Source organism: Streptomyces sp. 6-11-2, assembly GCF_006540305.1.
Taxonomy (GTDB): Bacteria; Actinomycetota; Actinomycetes; order Streptomycetales; family Streptomycetaceae; genus Streptomyces.
This window is the reverse complement of the sequence record NZ_BJOR01000001.1, coordinates 2,972,642-2,994,180: the sequence shown is the minus strand read 5'-3', so window position 1 is coordinate 2,994,180 and position 21,539 is coordinate 2,972,642. Positions and strand designations below refer to the sequence as shown.

19 protein-coding genes and 1 pseudogene are annotated in these 21,539 nt (G+C 68.3%); 13 read left to right on the top strand and 7 right to left on the bottom strand.

The annotated features are described in order from the left end of the window. Nucleotides 1-13: 13 nt before the first annotated feature. Both TNCT6_RS12820 and TNCT6_RS12815 read left to right on the top strand, forming a co-directional pair. The gene (locus TNCT6_RS12820) at nt 14-337 is read left to right on the top strand and encodes a DUF4229 domain-containing protein (protein ID WP_141359494.1); all 324 of its coding nucleotides are present in this window, start codon (nt 14-16) and stop codon (nt 335-337) included. 68 nt (nt 338-405) lie between these two features. Continuing rightward, nucleotides 406-1,074, top strand: a pseudogene (locus TNCT6_RS12815) (TetR/AcrR family transcriptional regulator). Here TNCT6_RS12815 and TNCT6_RS12810 read toward each other — a convergent pair. Then, nucleotides 1,067-1,942, bottom strand: coding sequence for a MaoC family dehydratase (locus TNCT6_RS12810; RefSeq protein WP_141359493.1), 876 nt, complete (start codon nt 1,940-1,942; stop codon nt 1,067-1,069). The pseudogene TNCT6_RS12815 and the gene TNCT6_RS12810 sit on opposite strands and share 8 nt — an antisense overlap. A 288-nt stretch (nt 1,943-2,230) precedes the next feature. Here TNCT6_RS12810 and TNCT6_RS12805 point away from each other — a divergent pair, with 288 nt between their 5' ends. Next, the gene (locus TNCT6_RS12805; protein WP_141359492.1) at nt 2,231-4,183 is read left to right on the top strand and encodes a long-chain fatty acid--CoA ligase; all 1,953 of its coding nucleotides are present in this window, start codon (nt 2,231-2,233) and stop codon (nt 4,181-4,183) included. A gap of 257 nt (nt 4,184-4,440) precedes the next feature. Here TNCT6_RS12805 and TNCT6_RS12800 read toward each other — a convergent pair whose 3' ends face one another. Continuing rightward, complete coding sequence (locus tag TNCT6_RS12800; protein ID WP_004984723.1) at nt 4,441-4,644, bottom strand: cold-shock protein; 204 nt, start codon at nt 4,642-4,644, stop codon at nt 4,441-4,443. A 359-nt stretch (nt 4,645-5,003) separates the two neighbouring features. On the opposite strand from TNCT6_RS12800, the gene TNCT6_RS12795 reads away from it, so the two are divergent. The 7 genes from TNCT6_RS12795 (at nt 5,004) to TNCT6_RS12765 (ending at nt 15,388) form a co-directional block, all read left to right on the top strand. Continuing rightward, entirely contained in the window at nt 5,004-5,852 is an 849-nt protein-coding gene (locus TNCT6_RS12795; protein ID WP_141359491.1) for a menaquinone biosynthetic enzyme MqnA/MqnD family protein, read from the top strand. Nucleotides 5,853-5,896: 44 nt separating this feature from the next. After that, complete coding sequence (locus TNCT6_RS12790) at nt 5,897-7,630, top strand: serine/threonine-protein kinase (RefSeq protein ID WP_141359490.1); 1,734 nt, start codon at nt 5,897-5,899, stop codon at nt 7,628-7,630. Nucleotides 7,631-8,072: 442 nt separating this feature from the next. Then, on the top strand, nt 8,073-12,560 hold the full coding sequence (locus tag TNCT6_RS12785) for an FtsK/SpoIIIE domain-containing protein (protein WP_141359489.1): 4,488 nt from the start codon (nt 8,073-8,075) through the stop codon (nt 12,558-12,560). A gap of 144 nt (nt 12,561-12,704) precedes the next feature. Then, nucleotides 12,705-13,034, top strand: a complete 330-nt coding sequence (locus TNCT6_RS12780) for an SAV_915 family protein (protein ID WP_141359488.1) — start codon at nt 12,705-12,707, stop codon at nt 13,032-13,034. Beyond that, entirely contained in the window at nt 13,027-14,487 is a 1,461-nt protein-coding gene (locus TNCT6_RS12775; RefSeq protein WP_141359487.1) for a hypothetical protein, read from the top strand. The genes TNCT6_RS12780 and TNCT6_RS12775 overlap by 8 nt, the downstream gene beginning before the upstream one ends. 17 nt (nt 14,488-14,504) lie before the next feature. Then, entirely contained in the window at nt 14,505-15,080 is a 576-nt protein-coding gene (locus TNCT6_RS12770; protein ID WP_141359486.1) for a DUF3592 domain-containing protein, read from the top strand. A gap of 5 nt (nt 15,081-15,085) precedes the next feature. Then, nucleotides 15,086-15,388, top strand: a complete 303-nt coding sequence (locus tag TNCT6_RS12765) for a hypothetical protein (protein WP_141359485.1) — start codon at nt 15,086-15,088, stop codon at nt 15,386-15,388. Nucleotides 15,389-15,493: 105 nt separating this feature from the next. Here the strand turns inward: TNCT6_RS12765 and TNCT6_RS12760 are convergent, their stop codons facing one another. Then, a complete protein-coding gene (locus TNCT6_RS12760) occupies nt 15,494-15,754 on the bottom strand; it encodes a WXG100 family type VII secretion target (RefSeq protein ID WP_141359484.1) in 261 nt (86 codons plus the stop codon). Between the two features lie 205 nt (nt 15,755-15,959). Between TNCT6_RS12760 and TNCT6_RS12755 the strand changes: the two genes are divergently transcribed. From TNCT6_RS12755 to TNCT6_RS12745, 3 genes are read left to right on the top strand one after another with little or no spacing between them, the layout of a single operon-like run. Further along, a complete protein-coding gene (locus TNCT6_RS12755; protein ID WP_141359483.1) occupies nt 15,960-16,220 on the top strand; it encodes a WXG100 family type VII secretion target in 261 nt (86 codons plus the stop codon). A gap of 36 nt (nt 16,221-16,256) precedes the next feature. After that, on the top strand, nt 16,257-17,096 hold the full coding sequence (locus TNCT6_RS12750; protein WP_141359482.1) for a hypothetical protein: 840 nt from the start codon (nt 16,257-16,259) through the stop codon (nt 17,094-17,096). A 48-nt stretch (nt 17,097-17,144) separates the two neighbouring features. Further along, a complete protein-coding gene (locus TNCT6_RS12745; RefSeq protein WP_141359481.1) occupies nt 17,145-17,780 on the top strand; it encodes a hypothetical protein in 636 nt (211 codons plus the stop codon). 19 nt (nt 17,781-17,799) lie between these two features. Here TNCT6_RS12745 and TNCT6_RS41890 read toward each other — a convergent pair whose 3' ends face one another. The 4 genes from TNCT6_RS41890 to TNCT6_RS12730 all read right to left on the bottom strand — a co-directional run bounded on the left by TNCT6_RS41890 (nt 17,800) and on the right by TNCT6_RS12730 (nt 21,532). Then, nucleotides 17,800-18,342, bottom strand: coding sequence for a hypothetical protein (locus TNCT6_RS41890; protein WP_308789466.1), 543 nt, complete (start codon nt 18,340-18,342; stop codon nt 17,800-17,802). A gap of 36 nt (nt 18,343-18,378) precedes the next feature. After that, nucleotides 18,379-19,212 carry a hypothetical protein gene (locus tag TNCT6_RS41885; RefSeq protein ID WP_308789465.1) on the bottom strand — a complete coding sequence of 278 codons (834 nt, stop codon included), beginning with the start codon at nt 19,210-19,212 and terminating at the stop codon, nt 18,379-18,381. A 127-nt stretch (nt 19,213-19,339) separates the two neighbouring features. Next, nucleotides 19,340-19,870, bottom strand: coding sequence for a hypothetical protein (locus TNCT6_RS12735; RefSeq protein ID WP_253266089.1), 531 nt, complete (start codon nt 19,868-19,870; stop codon nt 19,340-19,342). A 660-nt stretch (nt 19,871-20,530) separates the two neighbouring features. Further along, complete coding sequence (locus TNCT6_RS12730; RefSeq protein WP_253266088.1) at nt 20,531-21,532, bottom strand: hypothetical protein; 1,002 nt, start codon at nt 21,530-21,532, stop codon at nt 20,531-20,533. Nucleotides 21,533-21,539 lie beyond the last annotated feature (7 nt).

Below are 21,539 nucleotides of genomic sequence, written 5' to 3'. Positions count from 1 at the left end.
AGAGTGGATTGAGATGCTCCGCTACACACTGATGCGCCTCGGGATCTTCGTGGGCTGCCTCGTGGTCGTCTGGGGCCTCGTCTACTCCGGTGTCGCCCCGCGCGGCCTCGGCAGCTCCAACGGGCTGTGGATCGTCACGCTCGCCCTGGTGATCTCGGCCCCGATCAGCTTCGTCGTCCTGCGCAAGGAGCGCGACCGGGCGTCGGTGCAGGTGTCCGAGCGGGTGGACCGCATGAAGGCGAACTTCGAGGCCAACGCGGGCCAGGAGGACCTCGCCGACGACCGGGCTCGGGACCAGGCGCAGCCCCGGGAGCAGGCTCAGGGACAGGCGTCCTGATGTCCTGATCCGGTCGGTGCGGCGTCCGCGCGGCTGTTGGGCCGGCGCCTGAACCGTAGCTTGCCCTCATGGGTGCCGTGAGGGCCAGGCGGATCCGAGAGCGGTGCGCGAGCGGCAGATGCTCGACGCCGCCGTCCAGATCTTCGGGCGGCGCGGCCACACCGCCGCGTCGATGGACGAGACAGTCGAACCGGCGGGCGTCTCCGAGCCGTTGGTCCATCTGTACCTGAACTCCGAGGAAGACCTCTTCACCGCCTGCATCCGCCGCGAGGCCGCCGCCCTGACCGAGGCGGTCCGGGCCGGAGTCCGCCCCGGGCTGCCCGTCGACCGTCAACTCCGGGAAGAGCTGCGGGCGTTCTTCCCGCACACCGCGCGGCACCCGGAGGGCTGGGCGGTGCTCCGTCTGCAGGCCCGTACGCACGGGGAGCCGTTCGCGGCCGGGATCGCCGCGATGCGCGCGGAGATCGTGGAGTTCGTCACCCGGTTGATCCTCGTCGCCGCCCGTGAGGCCACCACGACCCCGGTCTGCCGGAGCGCGAGGTCGCCGGCTCGCCGAGGCCCTGGTCGGCGCCGCCGAGTCCCGCGCCGACTGGGCCAACGCCACCCCGGGCGTCTCGGCCCGCCAAGCGGCGGCGACCCTGATGAACTTCGCGTGGGCGGGCCTGGGCGACCTCATGGAGGACCGGCCCCGGACCCCGCCCGCCGGCGATCTCACCGCGCCGACCGCACTCACGTGAGCGGCGGAAGCACCTCGCCCCTCAGGTGGACCCGCTGCCCGGCGGGATCGCGCAGTTCGAAGCGGCCGACGCCGTCGGCGGCGTGGACGACCGTGCCCGGCAGCAGTACCGGGGATCCGAACTCCGCCCGTACCAGGGCGGCTTCGGGGGCGCCGTGGGCGGCGAGGCAGCGGGCGACGGTCCACATGCCGTGTGCGATCGCCCGCGGGAAGCCGAACAGGCGGGCGGTGAGCGGGTGGAGGTGGATCGGGTTGCGGTCACCGGAGGCGGCCGCGTAGCGCCGCCCCACGTCCGCTCCGAGGCGCCACTCGGCGACGGCGGGCAGGGGTTCGCGTTCTCGCGGCGCGCTCTCGGGTGCGGGCCCGTCGGTGCGGTGGCGGGCCAGGTACGTGCTCGTCGACTCCCATGCGACGACTCCGTCCGCCGCCCTCAGCACGGTGACGACGGCGGCCTCCGTGCCGCGCCGGTGCGGTGCCAACCCGGCGACGTGCACGGCAAGTTCGTACCCGCCCGTGGCGGGCAGGACGGTGTGCCGGGTGATGTGGACCGAGGTGTGCACCAGCCCGAGCAGCGGCAGCGGGAAGTCCCCGCCGCTCATCAGGCTCATGGCCGCCGGGAAGCCGAGCACGTGCGGATAGGTGATCGGCAGCGCGTCGTCGCCGGTCGCGAAGCCGCACGCCCGCTCGTAGGCGGCCAGCCGCGCGAGGTCGACGCGGACGGAGGGCAGCACGAGCCGGGTGCGGGGGAAGGGGGCGTCAGGGCGGGGCCGCTTGAAGGGGGAGCGCAGGGCGCCACGGGCCAGAGTCGTCGCCAGGCGGAGGTCCGGCGCGGACACGGTGCGGGCGAAGTCCGTGAAGCGGTCGGCCAAGTCCTCTCTCCCCACAGGCTCACCTCACTCGTCCGAAAGTAAGGTTACCGGAGGTAAGCCTACGTCGGGGCGTGGGTGTGCCGGAGACCGAGGAGTGCGCAGCCCTGCCCCGTACCGTCTCCGGACCCTTCCTGAACCCGCACGAACTCCCCACCCCGGCCCCGTACGATCCCGTTTGCAACCGGCGGTAACACCCCAACAGCGCGCACCACCGGTGAACGACTCGGTAAGCGCAGCGCGTACCACGTGCAGCAGAGCAGCGCGCAGCTGCAAGCCCCAGGAGCCGCCATGCCTCTCTCGTACTCGTCCCCGTCGTCCCACGGCCCGGCCGCGTCGTCCTCGTCGGGGTTCGACTACGACCCCGACGCGGTCCCGGCGTTCGTGCCGCCGCAGACCCGCCGGCTGGACGGCGAGGTGCGCGAGGCGTACATCCCCCCGCTGGTGCCGCCGGTGACGCACGGCTCGCTGGCCGACCTGCCGTTCGAGAACGCGGCCGCCGACCCCGGTCGCCAGGTCGTCAGCCGCCGGGACGCCGACGGCGGCTGGACGCATCTGACCGCCGCGCAGTTCGCCGACCAGGTACTGGCGATGGCCAAGGGCCTGATCGCGGCGGGCCTGGCGCCGGGCGACCGGATCGCGGTCATGGCGCGCACGAAGTACGAGTGGACCCTGCTGGACTTCGCCGCCTGGGCCGCCGGTCTGGTCACGGTCCCCGTCTACCCCACGTCCTCCGTCTTCCAGACCCGCTGGATCCTCCAGGACTCCGGCGCGGTCGCCCTGGTGACGGAGAAGGCCCGGCAGGCCGCGGCCCTCGGCCCGGAACGCGAGCGCCTGATGGACCTGCGCCATGTGTGGGTCATGGAGAAGGGCCACCTCGACCACCTGGCGGAGAGCGGCGCGGACGTCCCGGACCAGGAGGTCGCCGTGCGCCGGGGCGTCCTGGGACCCGACACGCTCGCCACCCTGGTCTACACCTCGGGCACGACCGGCCACCCCAAGGGCTGCGCGCTCAGCCACGGCAACTTCCTGGCGGAGGTCGACAACGCCATCGAGGTCCTCTACCCGGCCTTCAAGGCGAGGACGTCGGAGGAGGCCGCGACGCTGCTCTTCCTGCCCCTCTCCCACGTCTTCGGCCGTATGGTCGCGGTGGCCTGCGTCCGTGCGGGCGTCCGGCTGGGCCACGCGCCGAGCCTGAAGTCGCAGGATCTGCTGGAGGACCTGGCGAGCTTCCGGCCGACGTTCCTGCTGGCCATCCCGTACATGCTGGAGAAGGTCTACAACAACGCGCGCGCCACCGCCGAGCGCGGCGGCCGGGCGTCGTCCTTCGACCGCGCGGCCGACGTGGCCCGCCGCTACGGCGAGGCGGCCGAGGCCCGCCGGCACGGTACGGGCCCCGGCCCCAGCCGCGCCCTGCGGACGGCCCGCGCCCTCTACGACGTCCTCCTCTACCGCCGTATCCGGGCCGCCCTCGGCGGCCGCCTGCGCTATCTCATCTGCGGCGGCTCCCCGCTGGGCCGCCGCCTGGCCGCGTTCTACGAGGGCGCCGGCGTCGAGGTCTACGAGGGCTACGGCCTGACCGAGTCGACGGGCGCGGCCACGGTCACGCCGCCGCAGAAACCCCGTCTGGGCACGGTCGGCTGGCCGCTGCCGGGCACGCGGGTGCGCATCGCGGCGGACGGCGAGGTGCTGCTGGCCGGGGGTCAGGTCCTGCGCGGCTACTGGAACCCGCACGCGGGCGGGGTGGTGCCGGCGACGCACGACGGCTGGTTCCCGACGGGCGACATCGGCCGCCTGGACGACGACGGCTACCTGACGATCACGGGCCGGAAGAAGGAGATCCTGATCACCGCGGGCGGCAAGAACGTCGCCCCGGCCCCCCTGGAGAACTGGCTCCGCGCCCACCCGCTGATCTCCCAGTGCATGGTGCTGGGAGACCGCCGCCCCTACATCTCCGCCCTGATCACCCTGGACCCCGAAGGCATCGCCCACTGGCGGCAGATGAACGGCAGGCACCCCGTCCCCGCCGAACACCTCGTCGACGACCCCGAGTTGGCGGCGGTGCTGCAACGTGCCGTGAACGAGGCGAACAAACTCGTCTCCCGCCCGGAGTCCATCCGCCGCTTCGCCGTCCTCCCTGTGGACTTCACGGAAGGAGCGGGCCACCTGACCCCGACGATGAAGCTCCGCCGGGAGGCGATCCTGCGCGACTTCGCACAAGAGGTGGAGGGGTTGTACGCGTAGCGTCCGCAATGGTGCGAACCGCCGCGGCGCCCCCTTCACGGCCGTCGCGGCCTTTGCCCCGCTCCGGTCATCTCCGGAGCGGCGCGGCATTTATTTCCGGGACGGCCGGCGATGCCGCGGATAGAGTTCGCCGGGAATTCACCCGGCGGTATGTCCGGAATCCGGACGCCCCGGCCGGGAAAAGGCAGGAGCCCCGTCGCCTGACGGCGCGGGGCTCCTTGGGTACTGCACTCAGAACGGATACTGCGCGCGAACGCTCAGACCGGGGTGACGTTCTCCGCCTGCGGGCCCTTCGGACCCTGGGTGACGTCGAAGCTCACCTGCTGGTTCTCTTCGAGAGAGCGGAAACCGGTCGCGTTGATTGCGGAGTAGTGGACGAAGACGTCGGGGCCGCCGCCTTCCTGGGCGATGAAACCAAAGCCCTTTTCGGCGTTGAACCACTTCACGGTTCCGGTAGCCATAAGCCCTCCTTGGGCTCAAAGGGTCGCCCTGCTCCAGAACCTGCAAGTGTGATAACGAAATCGCCGCACAACTGCATACGTCTGAAAACGACCAGAGCCCGCGGTCACATGCTCCGCAGGCTCTGTACTGCAAGGGAAACCAAACTGCAACTTGCTGGCGAGCCTAGCATGTGGGCCGCCGAATGCAATAGAGGTCAAGATCACTTCACTCGGATGTTTGAAGGCTCGGGTGAGAGGTTGACGCAGTGAGATCGGCGGCGCCTCACAGGAGGATGGCGGGGACTCCGCCAATCGGGGTCCTCGGGGGCGGCGGCAGGGGCGGCGGGGGGACGGCGCCGCCCAGGGTCTAGCCTCACGATGTGGACAATTCTCGCACCCGGCCGCGCGTCGGCCACATCCAGTTCCTCAACTGCCTGCCCCTGTACTGGGGGCTCGCGAGAACCGGCACGCTCCTCGACTTCGAGCTGACGAAGGACACCCCGGAGAAGCTCAGCGAGCGGCTCGTGCGGGGAGAACTCGACATCGGGCCGATCACCCTCGTCGAGTTCCTCAAGCACGCGGACGACCTGGTCGCCTTTCCCGACATCGCCGTCGGCTGCGACGGTCCGGTGATGTCGTGCGTCATCGTCTCGCAGGTCCCGCTGGACCGACTCGACGGCGCCCGGGTCGCCCTCGGGTCGACCTCCCGGACCTCCGTCCGCCTTGCCCAGCTGCTGCTGGCCGAGCGGTACGGGGTGGCCCCCGACTACTACACCTGCCCGCCCGACCTCAGCCTGATGATGCAGGAGGCGGAGGCGGCGGTGCTCATCGGTGACGCCGCCCTGCGCGCCAACCTCCACGACGGCCCGCGCTACGGGCTCGAGGTGCACGACCTCGGGCAGCTGTGGAAGGAGTGGACGGGACTGCCCTTCGTCTTCGCGATCTGGGCGGCGCGGCGCGACTACCTCGAGCGCGAGCCGGACATCACCGGCAAGGTGCACGAGGCCTTCCTGGCCTCCCGCAACCTCTCCCTGGAGGAGGTCACCAAGGTCGCCGAGCAGGCGGCCCGCTGGGAGGCCTTCGACCAGGAGGTCCTGGAGCGGTACTTCACCACCCTCGACTTCAGCTTCGGCGACCCGCAGCTCGCCGCGGTGGCCGAGTTCGCGCGCCGCGTCGGCCCGACGACCGGCTTCCCGGCGGACGTGAAGGTGGAGCTGCTGCGGCCGTAGCGCACTACCCTGCTGTGAGGCGTACGGGGGAGGGGGAGGACGCCATGCAGCCGCTCGAAGCAGACGAGCCCGCCACCGTGGGTCCCTACCGGTTGCTCGGCCGGCTGGGCTCCGGCGGCATGGGCCGTGTCTACCTGGGCCGCAGTGCGGGCGGCCGCACCGTCGCGGTGAAGATCGTGCACCCGCACTTCGCGCTCGACGAGGAGTTCCGCGCCCGGTTCCGCCGCGAGGTCGAGGCCGCGCGCCGGGTGGGCGGCGCCTGGACCGCGCCGGTCCTGGACGCCGACCCCGAGGCCCCGGTGCCGTGGGTGGCCACCGCCTACGCGGCCGGCCCCTCCCTCGCCGCGGCGATCGCGGACGCCGGCCCGCTGCCCGAGCACTCCGTACGGGTGCTGGGGGCGGGCCTGGCCGAGGCGCTGGCGGCGGTACACGAACTGGGCCTGGTGCACCGGGACGTGAAGCCGTCCAACGTGCTGCTCACCCTCGACGGCCCGCTGCTCATCGACTTCGGCATCGCCCGCGCCACCGACGGCACCGCGTCCCTGACCTCGACCGGTGTCTCGGTCGGCTCGCCCGGCTACATGTCCCCCGAGCAGATCCTCGGCAAGGGCGTCACGGGCGCGGCCGACGTCTTCTCCCTGGGCGCGGTGCTGGTGCACGCCGCGACGGGCGAGCCCCCGTTCCCGGGCGACTCCTCGGCGTCCCTCCTGTACAAGGTCGTCCACGAGGAACCCGAACTGGGCTCCCTGGCAGGGGATGTGCGGGACCTGGCGGTGGCCTGCCTGGCCAAGGACCCCGGCGCCCGGCCCGGCCCCGGCGAGGTGGCCGGCCGCCTCGCCCCCGAGGGCGCCTCCCGCCTGGTCGCGGCCGGCTGGCTCCCGTCCCGCCTGGTCGAACAGGTCAGCCGCAGCGCCGTGTCGCTGCTCAACCTGGAGGCGACGGCGGCGGAACCGCCATCTCAGCCGTCGTCCGGTCCGCTGGGATTCAGCCGAGTCTCGGTGCCGGGCCCCGCCCCGGTCGCCACCGGTGAGCCCCCGCGGCCCACGGAAGCCGCACCCGGCGGCGGGTTCGGCCCGCCACCCCTCATGGGCGCCGCGGCCATGGGACCCGCGGCGCCCCCTACCCACTCCGGCCCGCAGGACGCGCCCCCGCTGGGAACCACCGCGCCGGCCGGTCCCGGCAGGTTCTCCGTCACCGTGGCCGGCAAGGCGGCGCCCGGCGCGGACGGCCGGGGCCGCCGCCTGAGCTGCACCGTGGTCCTCGCGGTCGCGGGCGCGCTGGCGGCGGTGACCGTCGGTTCGCTGTGGCTGTTCCCGTTCCGGGACGACCGTGCCGACAACGCCGGCGCCGGCCCCGGCGGGACACCGACACCGGCCGCCACCGCGGGCGGCGACCACCGCTCCACCGGGCCGACCGCCACCGCCTCGCCCGTCCCCGCCCGCTACCTCGGCACCTGGGAGGGCCAGGGCACCGCCCTCGACGGCACCCTGCCCCTCGGCGACTTCCGGCTGACCGTCCACCAGGCCGCCGTGGGCCGGGAACTGGGTACCCTCCACCAGACGGACCAGCTCGGCGGCGTCTGCGACGACGTACTCACCTTGAAGCAGGTGACGAACACCCAGCTGGTAGCCGTCTCCCGGGGCGCCAGGACCAACCACGCGGGCTGCAATCCCGCCCCGCACACGGTCCGCCTCACCCCGGTCGGCAACGACCTCAAGTACACGGCGGACAGCTCCGCGGAGGGGAATCCGGTGGCGCGGCTGTCGAAGGTCAAGTAGCCCCAGAAAAGGACGGATCCAGCAATTCTCCCCGTCTGCGGCCCGGTGATCTCTCCCGCCTCCGCTGTCACTACTGTGTCTGCTGCAGCGAACGACAGCACACCAACCGCTCACGCCGCAGTGCAGCACAGGGCAACGCGGAAGGACGGGTGAGCCCTGCGGGAAGTTGCCGGAGCACACAGTGCGCACCTCGGCGGTCCGACTCGCGCGGCTCGCGGTGGCATACGAATCGGCGACCAACGACGGCACCGGTCGCGCCGTACCGATTCTCACGTACGACGGCCTGCTCCTGATCCGCTGCGACCCACTCGCGGCGAACGACGTGAAGACCAGGAGGACTCTGAGAGGTCATCGGCCGAGAGCGGCAATCCGGGCTGCCACTAGTCTCCGTCAGCTGTATCAACGAATGTGGCCACAGATGCCAACGGGGAGGAAGACCATCATGCAGACGCTAGTCACGGTCGTGCGCGAGGGTGGTGAGCCGCACGACGTCGTGGTCACCACCGACGACACGGCCACCGCCGGAGACGTCGCGGAGGCGCTGAGGGCGGCTCTCGAACACCCGGTGCGCCCGTCCGGTGAAACCCGGGGAAACGTCGTGCCGATGCCCGGCAGATCCCCTGCCTTCTCGCCCGACTACGACGCCGTGGCATCCGGGGCGTTGTCGCTGTGGGCGGACGGCGTCTCCTGCGACCAGGACGCCCCCGCGGTCGCCGCGCTGCGCGACGGCATGCGCGTCTCCGTCGATGACTCGATAGGCCCACTTCTGCGTCGGGGCGAGCCGGTTGGTCAGTACGAGCTCAGGGTCTCAGCCGGCCCCGCGTCGGGCCGGGTGATCCGGCTCGGTGTCGGTGTGGCCACCGTCGGATCGGCACCCACCTGCTCGCTCTCCTTGCCGGACGCCGCTGTGCCGCCGGTCGCGCTACGGCTCACCATTGATGTGCGGGGCAACGCCACACTCAGCCCTGAAGGCAGCAATGACGTACGACTGGACGACGAGTCGGCGGGGACCGGGAGGACCTGGCCGTTCGGCGGTGTCGTACGCGTCGGAGATTCGCTCCTGGTCCTCGACAAGGTGTCCGAGCCCGACGCACATCTGTCCCCGATGAGCGAGGGCGGCCTCGCCTACAACCGTCCCCCGCGCCTTTCCTCACTGCGTCCCCGACGACGACTCGTTGTGCCGGTGCCACCCACGAAGGGAGAGCGGGCACGCTTCCAGTTCCTCATGGCGTTCATGCCCCTGCTCTTCGGGCTGGGCATGTACTTCGTCACCAAGCAGATCTACATGCTGGCGTTCTGTCTCATGAGCCCGCTGATGATGGCGGGCCAGTGGCTGAGCGAGAACCGTGAGGGCAAGAAGAAGCACAAGACCTCACTCAAGCAGTACAAGAAGGACCTCGCCGCTCACCAGGCCGAACTGGCCATGCTGGGCAAGGAGGAGCAGCGCGCTCGGCGCGAGGACACCCCCGACCCGGCCGAGATCCTGCTCTTCGCCACCGGTCCGCGCCGCCGCCTCTGGGAGCGCCGGCTCACGGACCCGGACGCGATGCAGCTGAGAGTCGGGGTCGGCGGCCTGCCCTCCGACGTCGAACTCGTCCTCGCGAACGGCGGCACCTCGAACGGCGAGGACGCTCCGGAGCCTCCGGTCCTGCCGGATGTGCCGGTCACCCTCCCCTTCGCCCGGATCGGAGTCGTCGGCATCGCCGGCGACCGGGCTCGAGCTCTCGCCACGGCCCGGTGGCTCGGCGTGCAGGCCGCCGTCCTCCACAGCCCCCGGGACCTCTCGCTCGTGACGCTCGCCGCCTCCCCGGCCGCCGGAGCCGAATGGCAGTGGACGCACTGGCTGCCCCACACGAACCCCGATCAGGGGCAGGACTGCGTCGCGTTGGTCGGTTTCGACTCGGAGGGCATCACCCGTCGGGTCAACGAGCTCCTCAACGAACTGGCCCGCCGTAAGGCGGCTCGCGATCAGAACAACATGACGGGTCAGCTGTACCCGGACCCCAACATCCTGTTGGTCCTCGACGGAGCACGCCTTCTGCGCCGGGTACCCGGCATGCCCCAACTACTGACCGAGGGACCGCAGTACGGCATCCTCGCTCTCTGCATCGACGAGGACGAGCGCCTGCTGCCCGAGGAGTGCAAGGCCGTCGTGGCCTGGTCACCCGAAGCAGCGCACCATGTGAGAGTGCGCGGGTACGGCCTGGAGTCCGTCGGGGACGTCCTGGCCGACCAAGTCACACCGGAGTGGTGTGAACTGCTCGCCCGGTCCCTCGCGCCCGTGCGTGATGTCAGCCGTGACGACGCCAACAGCAGCCTGCCCACCTCTGCCCGGTTGCTGAGTCTGCTGGGGCTGCCCGATCCCACGGGCCTGGATGTGGAGCGGATCTGGAAGACGCGCGGGTCGACGACGGCCGCGCCCGTCGGCATCGCGGCGGACGGGCCGTTCGTCCTGGACATCCGGCGAGACGGTCCGCACGCACTGGTCGCGGGTACGACGGGTGCCGGCAAGTCGGAGCTCTTGCAGACGATCATCGCCTCGCTCGCCGTCGCCAACCGTCCCGACGCCCTGAACTACGTCCTCATCGACTACAAGGGTGGCAGCGCGTTCATGGACTGCGCCCGGCTGCCGCACACAGTCGGCATGGTCAGCGATCTGGACGCGCACCTGACCGAGCGGGCCCTGGCATCCCTCGCGGCCGAGCTGCACCGCCGGGAGAAGATCCTTTTCGATGCCGCCGCCAAGGACATTGAGGACTACAACGACACGCGCAAGATCCGCCCCGAGCTCGAGCCGATGCCCCGGCTCGTCCTGGTCATCGACGAGTTCGCCTCGCTCGTCGCCGAACTACCCGACTTCGTCGCGGGTCTTGTCGACATCGCCCGCCGTGGCCGTTCCCTCGGTGTGCACCTGATCCTGGCCACGCAGCGGCCGGCGGGTGTGGTCAGCGCGGACATCCGCGCCAACACCAACCTGCGGATCGCGCTACGCGTGACGGACGCCTCGGAGTCCATGGACGTCATCGACGCCCCCGACTCGGGCGCCATCGCGAAGTCCACCCCCGGACGCATGTACGTCCGCTCCGGTGCCCAGTCCTTGGTCGGCGTGCAGTCGGCGCGTATCGGCGGCCGCCGCCCCGCCACGGGCTGTACCGGCCCCAAGGCGACGCTGGTCCACCTGCCCTGGAATTCCTATGGCCGCCCGCTGCCGAAAGCGGCGGAGTCCGAGGACGACGGCACCATGGTCACCGACTTGGCGGTCCTCGTCGACGCTGTGGCGGACGGCGCGGTGCGGATGGGCTTCGGGGAGCAGCGCAGCCCGTGGCTGGAGCCGCTGGCACAGAAGGTGACGTTGGAAGAACTGGCCACATACGGCGAGGCCCCTTCGGCTCAGAAGGGACACGGCGAGGATGTGCCGCCCATTCCCTTCGGCCTGATCGACCTCCCGGCCCAGCAGAGCCGTAGGCCCATGGTCCTGGACCTTGTGCACGGCGAGCACACGATGCTGGTGGGCGGCGCGCGCTGTGGCCGCTCGACAGCCCTGCGCACCCTGGCCGGCTCCCTGGCCCGCACCACCTCCCCGTATGACGTGCACGTCTACGGCATCGACTGCGGTTCCAACGCACTGCTGCCGTTGATGCGTCTGCCGCACGTCGGCGCCGTGGTCAGCCGCGACGAGCCCGACCGGGTGCGGCGCCTGATCGACCGGCTGTTGGCCGAGATCGCAAGGCGTCAGCAACTGCTGGCCATGGAAGGCACCTCCAGCGCCGCGGAACAGCGCGCAGCCGCGGCGCCCGAGGAGCGGCTCCCGTGGATGGTGCTGCTTCTCGACAGTTGGGAAGGCTTCACCTCCACCTTTGAGAACTTCAACTACGGTCAGATGATCGAGCTGATGCAGCGGATCTTCCGTGAAGGCTCCGCGGTGGGCCTGAAGGTGGTCATGACCGCCGACCGCAGTGGCCTGAGCGGGCACGTCTCCTCGGCCTTCGCCGACCGGCTCGTTCTGCGTTTCGCCGATCCGAACGACTACTCCGCGGCCGGCCTCCAAGCTCGCGAAGTGCCCAAGAACATGCCGCCCGGCCGTGCCCTGCGCGTCACCGACGACGGTGTCGACGAGACCCAGATTGCTCTACTGGACGACGATCCCTCGGGCCAAGCCCAGGTCCGTGCGTTGCGAGCCATCGCGGAGGAGGCGGCCTCACGCCACGGCCGTTTGCCCGTCGGGCACCGCCCCATGCGGGTAGACGCACTGCCTTCCCGGATCACGGCCTCCGAGGCGCTGGCCTTGGACCCCGACTTCGCACCCTCGTCGCCACTGTGGGCACTTCTGGGCGTCGGTGGCGACGAACTGCGCCCAGTCGGTATCGACCTGGAGGAGAACGGTCCGGGCTTCGTCATCGCAGGCCCACCGAAGTCCGGCCGTTCGACCCTGTTGAGGGCCGCCACCCAGTCACTCCTGGCGGCCGGTACCCACGTAGTCGTCGTCACGCCGCGCCGTTCACCGCTGCGTGCTCTGGAGGGGCGTGCCGGTGTCCTTGGATTCCTCAACGCCGACAGCCGAGAGGAAGACCTCGACGAACTGGTCGAGAACCTTGAGGGAGGCCCGTACGTCGTCGTCGTCGACGACGCGGAACTCCTCTACGACACTCGGCTCGACGAGGCGTTGGAGAGCGTGGTCCGCAAGGGTGGGGACGGAGGCCTCGGGCTCATCGCCGCCGGCATGACGGACAGCCTTTCGGGCCAGTATCGCGGCTTCGCCACGGAGGCCCGCAAGTCCCGAAACGGCCTGCTCCTCACCCCCCAAAGTGCCTCGGAGGGCGAACTGTTCGGCATCCGGCTCCCGGCGAACAGCGGCGGCGGACCGGCCGGCAGCGGGCTGTTCGTGTCGGGAGGCTCGTTCATGCCCATCCAAGCCGTCATCAACGACTGACGGCACGACGGTGCAGGCGCCGGGGCTCCATCCGAGCGGATGGAGCCCCGGCCGGCCCGTGGCGGCGGCCGGGAATTGCGGGGAAGTTGCCAAGCCTTAGTGCGCCTCATGCTTCGATCGGCGTACAACTCGTACGATGGGCCGATGGATTCGACGCAGCCACCGCCAGAAACTCCAGATGTTCTGGTGCTGCCCACGATGACGGATCTGCCGCGAGACGAAGACGGAGCACCAATCCTGGCAGGCACGGTCGATGTGATGCTCATCCCTCTTCAGACGGAGTCAGGCGGGGAGCAACTCGTCGCCCTCGCCTTCTCCACCGTGGCACGCTTGGTCGAGGCACTGGGCGAGGAACAGCCGTGGGTCGCCCTCCCGACCGACAAGCTGGAGGCGGTACTGCAAGGGTCGGGCGCCGGAGCCATCCTCATGGACCCGCGACTTCCTGGCAGTGCGGGAAACCCGACAGATGGTTGATCCGAACTTCTCGGGAATCAATCCGGCCAACCTCCTGAAGACCATCAACGACCTCACGTCAAGCAGTAAGACCCTTCATTCGGGCAAGAGCGCGTACTTCGGTCGATTCCAGAGATTCGGACTCGATACCGGCAGTCTGACTCGGATCGATCGGATCGCCTCCTGGGTCGACGACGAACTGCCTATGCTCCGTCGCCGCCAAGCACTGGCCGAAGCCATGGAGTTCAAGGGCGTGGGACCCAAGCCCACCATGGTCCAACTGCGCGAGCCGGTCTGGACAGTGCAACAGGCGCGGACGGAGGGCGCGGATCTGGCCAAGGAAGCCGACGGGCTCGCGGGGATGTCACCCGAGGAGGCCGGCCCGGAATTCCACCGCATCGCCGAGGAACTGGCGAAACACAAGGGTGATCCGGACTTCACCTCGGCGTTCTACGCCAAGATGGACCCGAACCTCGTCAAGAACCTTCCCATGGCCATCGCCCTGTCCAATGCGCCGACGGCCAAGGAGGACGCCAAGACGTTCGGTGCCGCGTTCACGGCAGCGGCGAACGCCCCCAGTCCGGCACCCGGATTCAACAAGGTGCTGGACCTCTTCCACGGTGACATTCCCGAGGATGAGCCGGGGGCGGTTTTCAACCGTGCGCTGATGCAGGGTGACGACCCCGACCTGTGGGATACCGCGTGGAAGCACCTGACGAAGGCAGTTACGGACCTGGGGGACCCCAAGGCGACGTGGACTGTGCACGCAGGGCTCATGGCCGCTGTCATTGGCGTCCAGTCCAACCTGGCGGACAGGTTCTGGGACGAGGCGGAAGAGTTCTCGAAGGCAGCCAAGGCGGCCTACGAGAAACGAATCAACGCCATGACGCCCGCAGAGCGTGCAAGGTTCAGGAAGGAGACGAGGTTCAACGCGAAGGCCTCCAAGACAGCCACCCGCGAGGCCGAGCGTGTCTTCTCCAAATACGGTATGGGGTCGCTGTCCAGGCTCATGGAGGCCTCGGTCGGGGATGGAGTCCGCTGGTGCGCTGACAAGATCCCGTTCATCAGGGCGGCGCCGGCGGGTGCGAACGCCGGCTGGCTCGGAAAGATGTTCAGAGCGGGCGGGCGGGTTCCCTTGGTGGGCGCGCTGCTGACGGTCGGCGGTATCGCATACGACATCGAGGTCAACCACTCGGACCCGGATGTGGCCGTCGTCTCGAACGTCGCGTCTCTCGGAGCCGGAATGGCCGGTACCTGGGTCGGCGTGGCTGCTGTGGCGGCGTGCGGGGGGCCGGTCGGCTGGGGCGTGGCGGCAGGCATCGTGGTCGGTGCCGGGCTTGGTTACGCTGCCTACTACGCCCTGAACACCGACACCGGCAAGAAGGCTGTGCACGCCGTCAGTCATGCTGCCTCGGAGGTCGGCAAGGGGATAGGCCACGCAGCCCAGAAGCTCGGTGGCTGGCTGGGGCTTTGAGACGGAGAATCGTTCTCGTGGGAAAAAAGAAGCGGTCGCGGGATGACTGGACGCCGCCACCGAAATCCGCCGAACGGCTGGCTGCCGAGGCCGAGTTGCGCAAGCTACGCGCCGGTGAGCGGCAGACGCCGCTGCCGCAGCGACGGCTTGTCGCGGCCATCTTCCTCATGGCCGTGGCTGCTGCCGGGGCCTTCCTGGTGCTCTGGCTTCCCTCGCGCTCGCTCGTGGACGACCTGCGTTCCCGAGGAGTGTCCGTTGCCGCCGAAATCGTGGCCTCGCCGCGGGACAAGTTCGGTAGTCCGGGAAATATCAGGATCCGGTTCAACGATCCCAAGCGCGGGGAGCAGGAGACCGCTCTCAGTGACTGGGGAGGAAGGCGTCCTGCTGGTCTGGCCGCGGGTTCCTCCGTGTCTGTGACCTATGACCCTCGGGACCCGAGCAGGGTGCTGACGACGAAGTGGGTGCAGAATCCGCCGGCTATGACACTGCCCATGCTGGTGTCGGTGATGCTGGCCCCAGTTTTGCTGGCTGGTGCGATCTTCCTTGCGATACGGCGTCGCACGGTGTTGAAGGAATCAAAGGCTGAAAGGTGACAGGGATGACGGATTCCGAACCTGAAGTCGCAAACCCCAGAAAAGCGGACCTGGAGAAGCTGCGCCGCGATCTCGCGAGAGACGTCGAGTCCTTCACGAAGGCGTTGCAGGGGCCGACACGGGACATCGGCGGCGACAAGGTCTGGGTCGGAAAGAACGCTCGCGCCTGGCATCGGGAACTGGAAGGCCGTCACAAGAAGCTGGGTGAAGAGGTGGGCAAGCTGCTCCCCATTGTCGACGCTGCCATTCGTAACGAGCCCGACAAGGTCCCAGCGGCCGAAGCCCGGCTGTACCAGAAGGGCGTCTGACCCTCCGGAGCGCGTCCACGTACCACCAGTGCACCGGCCCCCGCCGCGACGGCCTGGGGTCCCGGTGCACTGTCAGAATGTGGTACGAGCAAGAGGCTCCTGGGATCAGGTGGCGCGCTCGATGTTGTCGGCGCTCGTGTTGGCCGACTTGCTGGCGTCGTGCAGGGTGTCGACCCACTTCGAGAACGTCGGCTTGACGTCGTGCCAGTCCTGGCGGAACCGGTCGGCCTTCGGGCCCTTCCAGTAGCTCTCGCTGCTGCCCGTCGCCGAGTCCAGCTCCTTGATGAGCACCTGCAGATCGTGAGACTTGCGGGCGTAGAGCTTCGAGAGCTCCCGGAGCCGATGGAGATCTGCACCGCGATCCATAACGATCCTCCCCGTTGATTCAAACGCAAGCGGACTGTCCGTTTGCAACAGTGGACGCTACCTCACCATCCGTGGTTCTCGTCCAGCGCCGCAGGAGATCGGGTCTTCCGGTGAACGAACGGTGATGGTCCGGCCGATGGGACCGGGCGGAGCGAGTGAGACAGCGTCAGTATGCTGAGGTCCTGAGACAGCGGGGGAGGCTGCTATGGCAAATCCTGATATTCAGGAACTCAACCATCGTGCCAGCCAGTTGAGGTCGCTGGCCGACCACATCGACTCGCTCGTCGACACTGCCAAGAAGCACGCGACCACGGGGATGAAGACCTGGTCGGGCCCGAACGCGGACAACGTGCGCGGCAGGCTGAAGAGCTGGCAGACGACGTGTGGCACGGTTGCGAAGGCGCTGCGGGACGAAGCGCACCAGTGCACTCAGGACGCCAAGGACCTACAGGAAAAGAAGAAGTGAGCCGGCGCCGCCGCCTCAGGGGAGGAATCCAGACCAGTGCCCTCGTACGACAGCTCGCGAGCACGCTTCCGGCTGGCCGACCGCCATATCGCCGTCTTCGCCCACCTGCTGGACGGTGAGACGCCTCCTGAGGAGTTGTGGGAGTCGTTGGTCGAGCTTCAGCGCATCGGTCTGGTGGGAGAAGAGGGTGAACTGGCCCCTCTGCTCCGCGACCTGCTCGGCGCTCTGGCGGACCCGGTGGTCATGGTCCAAGTGGAAATCACGGGCGAGCACGGCCCGGTCAACCACGGTGTGGTCGTCGGCCAGGAGGCGGTGATCTCGCACGACGGATGGCCGGGCGAGGAGGAGTCCGAGTACGTCTCCATCGAGCCCAACACACTTGTGTGGGAACTGTCCCGCAAGGTCAATCTGCACCGGGGGGACAAGCCCGAGGAACGTGCGCCCGAGGTCCGCATCGGGACGACGATGGCAGCGCTGGACGCCGCGTTCGTGGCACTCGAGGAGCCGGACGCCGACGACGACAAGACGCGCGCGCTGGTACGCAAGGCGCTGGCCGAGGCCGACGCCGATCTCAAGGACCCGCAACTCGCTCAGTTCCTGGATCTGGTCGTCTCCCTCAATGCCACTTGGCGCATCACCACGGCCTGGGACGGCGAGCACGACGGCGAGCGCGCCGCGATGATCCGAGCCCTGGCCGTCTGGGACTGCGGTCCACTCGGTTACTGGATCCGGGAGCAGCCGGAGGAGCCCATCATGCCGGGTCAGGTAGGCCCGGACAGTCCACTCGTCCTGGTGAAATCCGATTCTGCCGAGGTCTGGGACAAGATCACGGACCTGCTGCCGGACAGGAACGAGCTTCTGATCGGCAGCGAGTGACGATGGCGCCGCAGCCGACCGGGAAGCATTGAAGGACCGAACAACACGATGACAACCTGGAAGAGTGAGCGCCCGGCGACCGGGACGGAGACCGCACTGCACGTGGCGAGGCCGCGCCGGTGGCCCGGCACCGTGGCCGTCTTGGTCCTCACTCCAGCTGTGATGGTGGGCTGTTCATGGCTCGCACAGAAGCAGGGGACGCTCGTGCTCCTCCTCGGAGCGTTCTTGGCAATGCTCGTTCTGATCACCGCCTGGACGATGTGCGGTGCGGGGCCGGGTGCTCTCGTGGCAGCCTCCGGCTTTGCCTTCATGCTCTTCGTGGGGCCTGCGCTGGGCGACTACGTCTTGGACCAGCGTGGGCTGCGGAAAGACGCGGTGATTGTCGAGACCGGCACCTATCGCACAAGACACACGAGAGCTGACGGTCGGACGTGCACGGTCGTACCGCTGGACACGGCGGAGGCCGGTTCCCGCTCCTACGACGTGGACGGTACCGACGGTTGCGGTGAGGAACTCAAGACCGGACAGCGCGTCACGGTGGTGACCGACCCGCAGGACTGGCTCGCCCCGCGGATGAGCACGGAGGTTACCGGGGTGTCCCCGTCTCAGGTGTGGGTCAGTGGCGGGTTGTTCGTTTCGATGGAGGCTTTCGTCCTCTACGGGCGCCTGCGGCGGCGGGCGTAGCTCGTCCTGCTCCCCGCGGTCAGAACCAGTTCATTGGGTTCACCTTGGACTTGGCGATGCTCTTGCCCAGGTCCTTCGTCTTGTTTCCCACCCAGTCGGCAGCCTTCCCCGCCCCCTTCTTGATGTCGTCCCAGTGCTCGACGACCTTGGCGCCGGCATAGATGACGCCGGTTCCCACGGCGAGGCCGATGGTGATCGGGTTGGGGGCGATCATGGCCGCGGTCATGGATGCGTTGAAGCCGACCTCGGCTACGTCGGCCACATACCCGGCACCCTTACGTTTGAAGGCATCGACCGGGTTGCCCTGCGAAATGACGTTGGCGGTACTCCACACCGTCGAGGCCGCGCTTCCCGCGATGCCCGCTCCGCGCAGGAGGCCTGAGACTTTACCCGCGGTCGAGAGTCCCTTGGTGAGCGCGGCCGTACGGCTGAGGCCGGCTCCGCGTGACTCTGCGAACGCCTTGCTTGTGACTGTCAGGAGATTCGCATTACCCGCCCGCGTCACAGCCTGACTGGAGTGGGTGAGCGCACCGAACTTCTTGGCCAGCTCGTCCGAGCCCACCAAGAAGTTGATGGCCCTGTTGACCGAAACCCCTTTTCAGATGGGGGAGTCCATGATCTTCAGGCCCCGGACCGCGTCGTAGGCGCTGCCCGTCCAATCGATGATCGTGCCCTTGGTGCCCGGGATTTTTTGGGCCCATTGGCTGAGTTTGCTGGGAAACCAGCTGCCGGGTGCGCCGAGGGAACGGACCTTGGGGGTTATCTTGATCAGCTTTGTTCCGGACCAGCGCAGCAGCCCGTTATTCGACCCTCTGAGCGCGACTCCGATGCGGGTCTTCCAGGTCCGCAGCGATCCTTGCGCGAGAGAATTGAAAAGGAGAACCTTGGTCAGAGCCGTTCCCTGAATTGTCACGGTGGCCATGGTCTTGGTGGTCGAATTCCAGTCGCCGTAGAGGTCGATCACGCTCGTGATCGTCGCGGCGTGAGGCTTGAGCCCGGGGATCTGCTCCAGCGCGTGAGTCTTGATCCGCAAGACCCAGTCGTCCAGGGACTCATGGGGATCTCGCTTGAAGACGTCGGCGTTTGGATCGTCGCTGGCAGCAACGGAGTTGGCGAGAAGAATCTCGCCGGGAGAAAGGCCCTTGTCCTTGTGATCCTTGAGGTACCTCTCAATGTCCTTGGCGCTGAAACCGGCCCAGCGCAACCCGGCTTCGGGGTCGCCGCTTTCCAGTCGGGCGATCGCCGCACGCTTGCGAAGGTCCGGCGCGGTATCGGTAACCCAGCCCCGTAGCGGCTTGAGCGAGGACAACTTGCTGGATACGCCTAGCAGGGAGGCCCTGGTGAAGGCTTCGTTGAGCTTGTCCTGAAGGCCGCCCCGACCATCCAGAAGCTTGGCGAGTTGCTCCACGTCTTCCGGATTGACGACCCTCACGTTCGGTCCCCCTAAAGTCCTTTGTCCCGCTGGTACCGGAGTGGCCGCGGGTGGGCCTCATACCCTACGTGCGCTTGTCATGCTACGAATCAGGAAAACGACGCGGACAGCGATGTGCACGCAATGCTCACTTGTCGCCCACCAGAGCGAAGGCGAAGGCCAGCCGACGGTCCACCCAGTCCTTCCGTACTCGGACTTCCGCACTGCCCTCCGAGATCATCACGACCTCGTCACCGGCTCGCCACTCCAAAGAGCGGCCTTTGCTCGGTGTGTCACCATCGCCGGGATTCAACAGGTCATCGACGAGGCCGTTGACGAAGCGACCCGCCGCCCGCCCGGCAATGTCCTTCGCGCCGCCACTGGCCCACTCGTTGCGTCCGACGATCTCCGGGTGTCCCGGCTGGTCTATACGCCAGGTGTGCTTGAAAGGCCGCTTCGGAGGGATCCGCCGGAGGGTGCCGATTGCCTGCCCTTGTGGGTCTCGGACGACGTAGTGCCGCTCGCCGTCCACCTCCTGTGGCTCCTCGACGAAGCAAAGAAGGCACTGCGCGTCGGGATCTTCGTACAGCGTGAAGTCCGGACGTGACGGAAGGTGCACTAGGGATGACGATCCCAAAAACGCGCATGGTGCCAGAACCGGCAGATCCTTGGAGCCCATGGGCACACGAACGGCGGGCCCGCCCGACACCGCCTGGGACCGCTTGGGTGACAGAGGCCGTTCCACCGACCCCACGACGAACCTCCGGACGCTCTGCCATGCGACAGGCTCGAGAGGGGGCTCTTCCGCTGCCTTCGCCTTGCTGCTCCTGCCGAACGCCATACCTGACTCCTATCGCGACCTGTGCATCAGGGAACGACACGACTGTAGAGGAACCATCGAACCTGGCGGGGCCGAGCCCGAAAAGGCTCGGTGATGGCACGTTGGACACTGCGGACAACCTTGGTGGCCCGTCGCCGTGACAGGCTCGAACTGTGCTCGACGCGGGCTAGGCAGGCGAGGAGATAGAAGGCAGCACGGACGGCGGCGCGGCCTTCCTGTCTTACTTGCTTGCCTGTCTCAACCACACGCCCTTCTTGGCGAGGTCCGACATCTCGAACATCACCCCCGCAAACTCCACCGTGTCGCCAACCCGGACGTCCTTGTACACCGCGACCGGCATCGCGGCGTAGTTCGCGCCGATGCCGGCGGTTCCCGCGGCGGTATCGACGTACGAGACGGTGAGGGACAGAACAGTCGGGAAGCGCTGAACGCCGCCGTTGTTGAGTAGGGAGAACAGCCTGTCATCGCTTCTGCCTCGTTTTCGACAGCATCAGTTGCTCAACGGTTGACGGACTGAATCTCCTGGACGGTGACGTTCTGTGTCGCCCCGAAGGTGCCATCGGGAAGCTCTCCGCCGGCGCCGCCGGTGCCGGTCCAGTTGATCCGCCAGGTGATGGTCGCTTTGAGGTTGTACGTTCCGTTGCCGGAGGACCGGAGGTACTTGATTCCGCAAGGTGGTGCTTGGTCGGACTTGCCCCTGGTGTATGACTCGCCGATCGAACCATCGTTATTGATCGAGCACTCACCCGAGGCGGGGTAGGTCTCTGCGTCAGCGGTTCCGGGCTGGAGCTTGAGGGAGACCGGCTTGGCGGTGGTCGTCGCCTGGATGTTGAGGCCGGCCACGTTGAGGGAAGCGGTCACTTGGACCGGCTTGAACGCGGACGGGTCAAGCCACGCCCAGGTCGGGAGGTTGACTTTGGTCACGTTCTGGGGTGCGAGGGTGACCTTGGTGTCGGGGAGCAGGATTCTGCTGTAGGCGAGTTCCGCGAGGACCTGTGGCGTGATGGCGTTCTGCACGGCCGGCGTGTCGCCGTTTTGGACCCAAAAAGGCAGCTTGTCACAGGTGAACGCGCCTGGGTCGTCGAGGCGGTTGGGGTCCTGGACTGCTACCCACCAGTTGCCTTCATCGGCCTTGTCAAGATTGTAGTTCTTGTACTTGTCATCCTTGTAGGTGTTCCGGAACTGGCCCGTCGCCGCCTTGGCATAGTTGGGTTGCCGTGGGTCGTTGACGACCTCGGCGTACTGGCTCTCGACCTGGTTCTGGAAATCCTTGGCTGACACGGGTTCGTACCAGCACGCGGGCGGGTTCCAATTGCCGATGGGGGCTACGTTGCCTGTCGAGGTGCCGTTGACCCCACCCATGCGGTTGGAATAGGTGATGCGTGACTCAAGCGTGTTCCCCGATCTTGTCCCCGACGTCTTCGCGCCGCCGTCGGAACCGCCCGGACCGCGCTTCGCGTAGGCGGGGCTCGAGACCAGCAGGCATGCAGCGGCAAGCATGCCGACA

Coding starts and splice junctions, on each gene's coding strand:
- TNCT6_RS12820 (WP_141359494.1), top strand. CDS start 14: ATGCTCCGCTACACACTGATGCGCCTCGGGATCTTCGTGGGCTGCCTC.
- TNCT6_RS12805 (WP_141359492.1), top strand. CDS start 2,231: ATGCCTCTCTCGTACTCGTCCCCGTCGTCCCACGGCCCGGCCGCGTCG.
- TNCT6_RS12800 (WP_004984723.1), bottom strand. CDS start 4,644: ATGGCTACCGGAACCGTGAAGTGGTTCAACGCCGAAAAGGGCTTTGGT.
- TNCT6_RS12790 (WP_141359490.1), top strand. CDS start 5,897: ATGCAGCCGCTCGAAGCAGACGAGCCCGCCACCGTGGGTCCCTACCGG.
- TNCT6_RS12785 (WP_141359489.1), top strand. CDS start 8,073: ATGCAGACGCTAGTCACGGTCGTGCGCGAGGGTGGTGAGCCGCACGAC.
- TNCT6_RS12780 (WP_141359488.1), top strand. CDS start 12,705: ATGGATTCGACGCAGCCACCGCCAGAAACTCCAGATGTTCTGGTGCTG.
- TNCT6_RS12775 (WP_141359487.1), top strand. CDS start 13,027: ATGGTTGATCCGAACTTCTCGGGAATCAATCCGGCCAACCTCCTGAAG.
- TNCT6_RS12765 (WP_141359485.1), top strand. CDS start 15,086: ATGACGGATTCCGAACCTGAAGTCGCAAACCCCAGAAAAGCGGACCTG.
- TNCT6_RS12760 (WP_141359484.1), bottom strand. CDS start 15,754: ATGGATCGCGGTGCAGATCTCCATCGGCTCCGGGAGCTCTCGAAGCTC.
- TNCT6_RS12755 (WP_141359483.1), top strand. CDS start 15,960: ATGGCAAATCCTGATATTCAGGAACTCAACCATCGTGCCAGCCAGTTG.
- TNCT6_RS12745 (WP_141359481.1), top strand. CDS start 17,145: ATGACAACCTGGAAGAGTGAGCGCCCGGCGACCGGGACGGAGACCGCA.
- TNCT6_RS12735 (WP_253266089.1), bottom strand. CDS start 19,870: ATGGGCTCCAAGGATCTGCCGGTTCTGGCACCATGCGCGTTTTTGGGA.
- TNCT6_RS12730 (WP_253266088.1), bottom strand. CDS start 21,532: ATGCTTGCCGCTGCATGCCTGCTGGTCTCGAGCCCCGCCTACGCGAAG.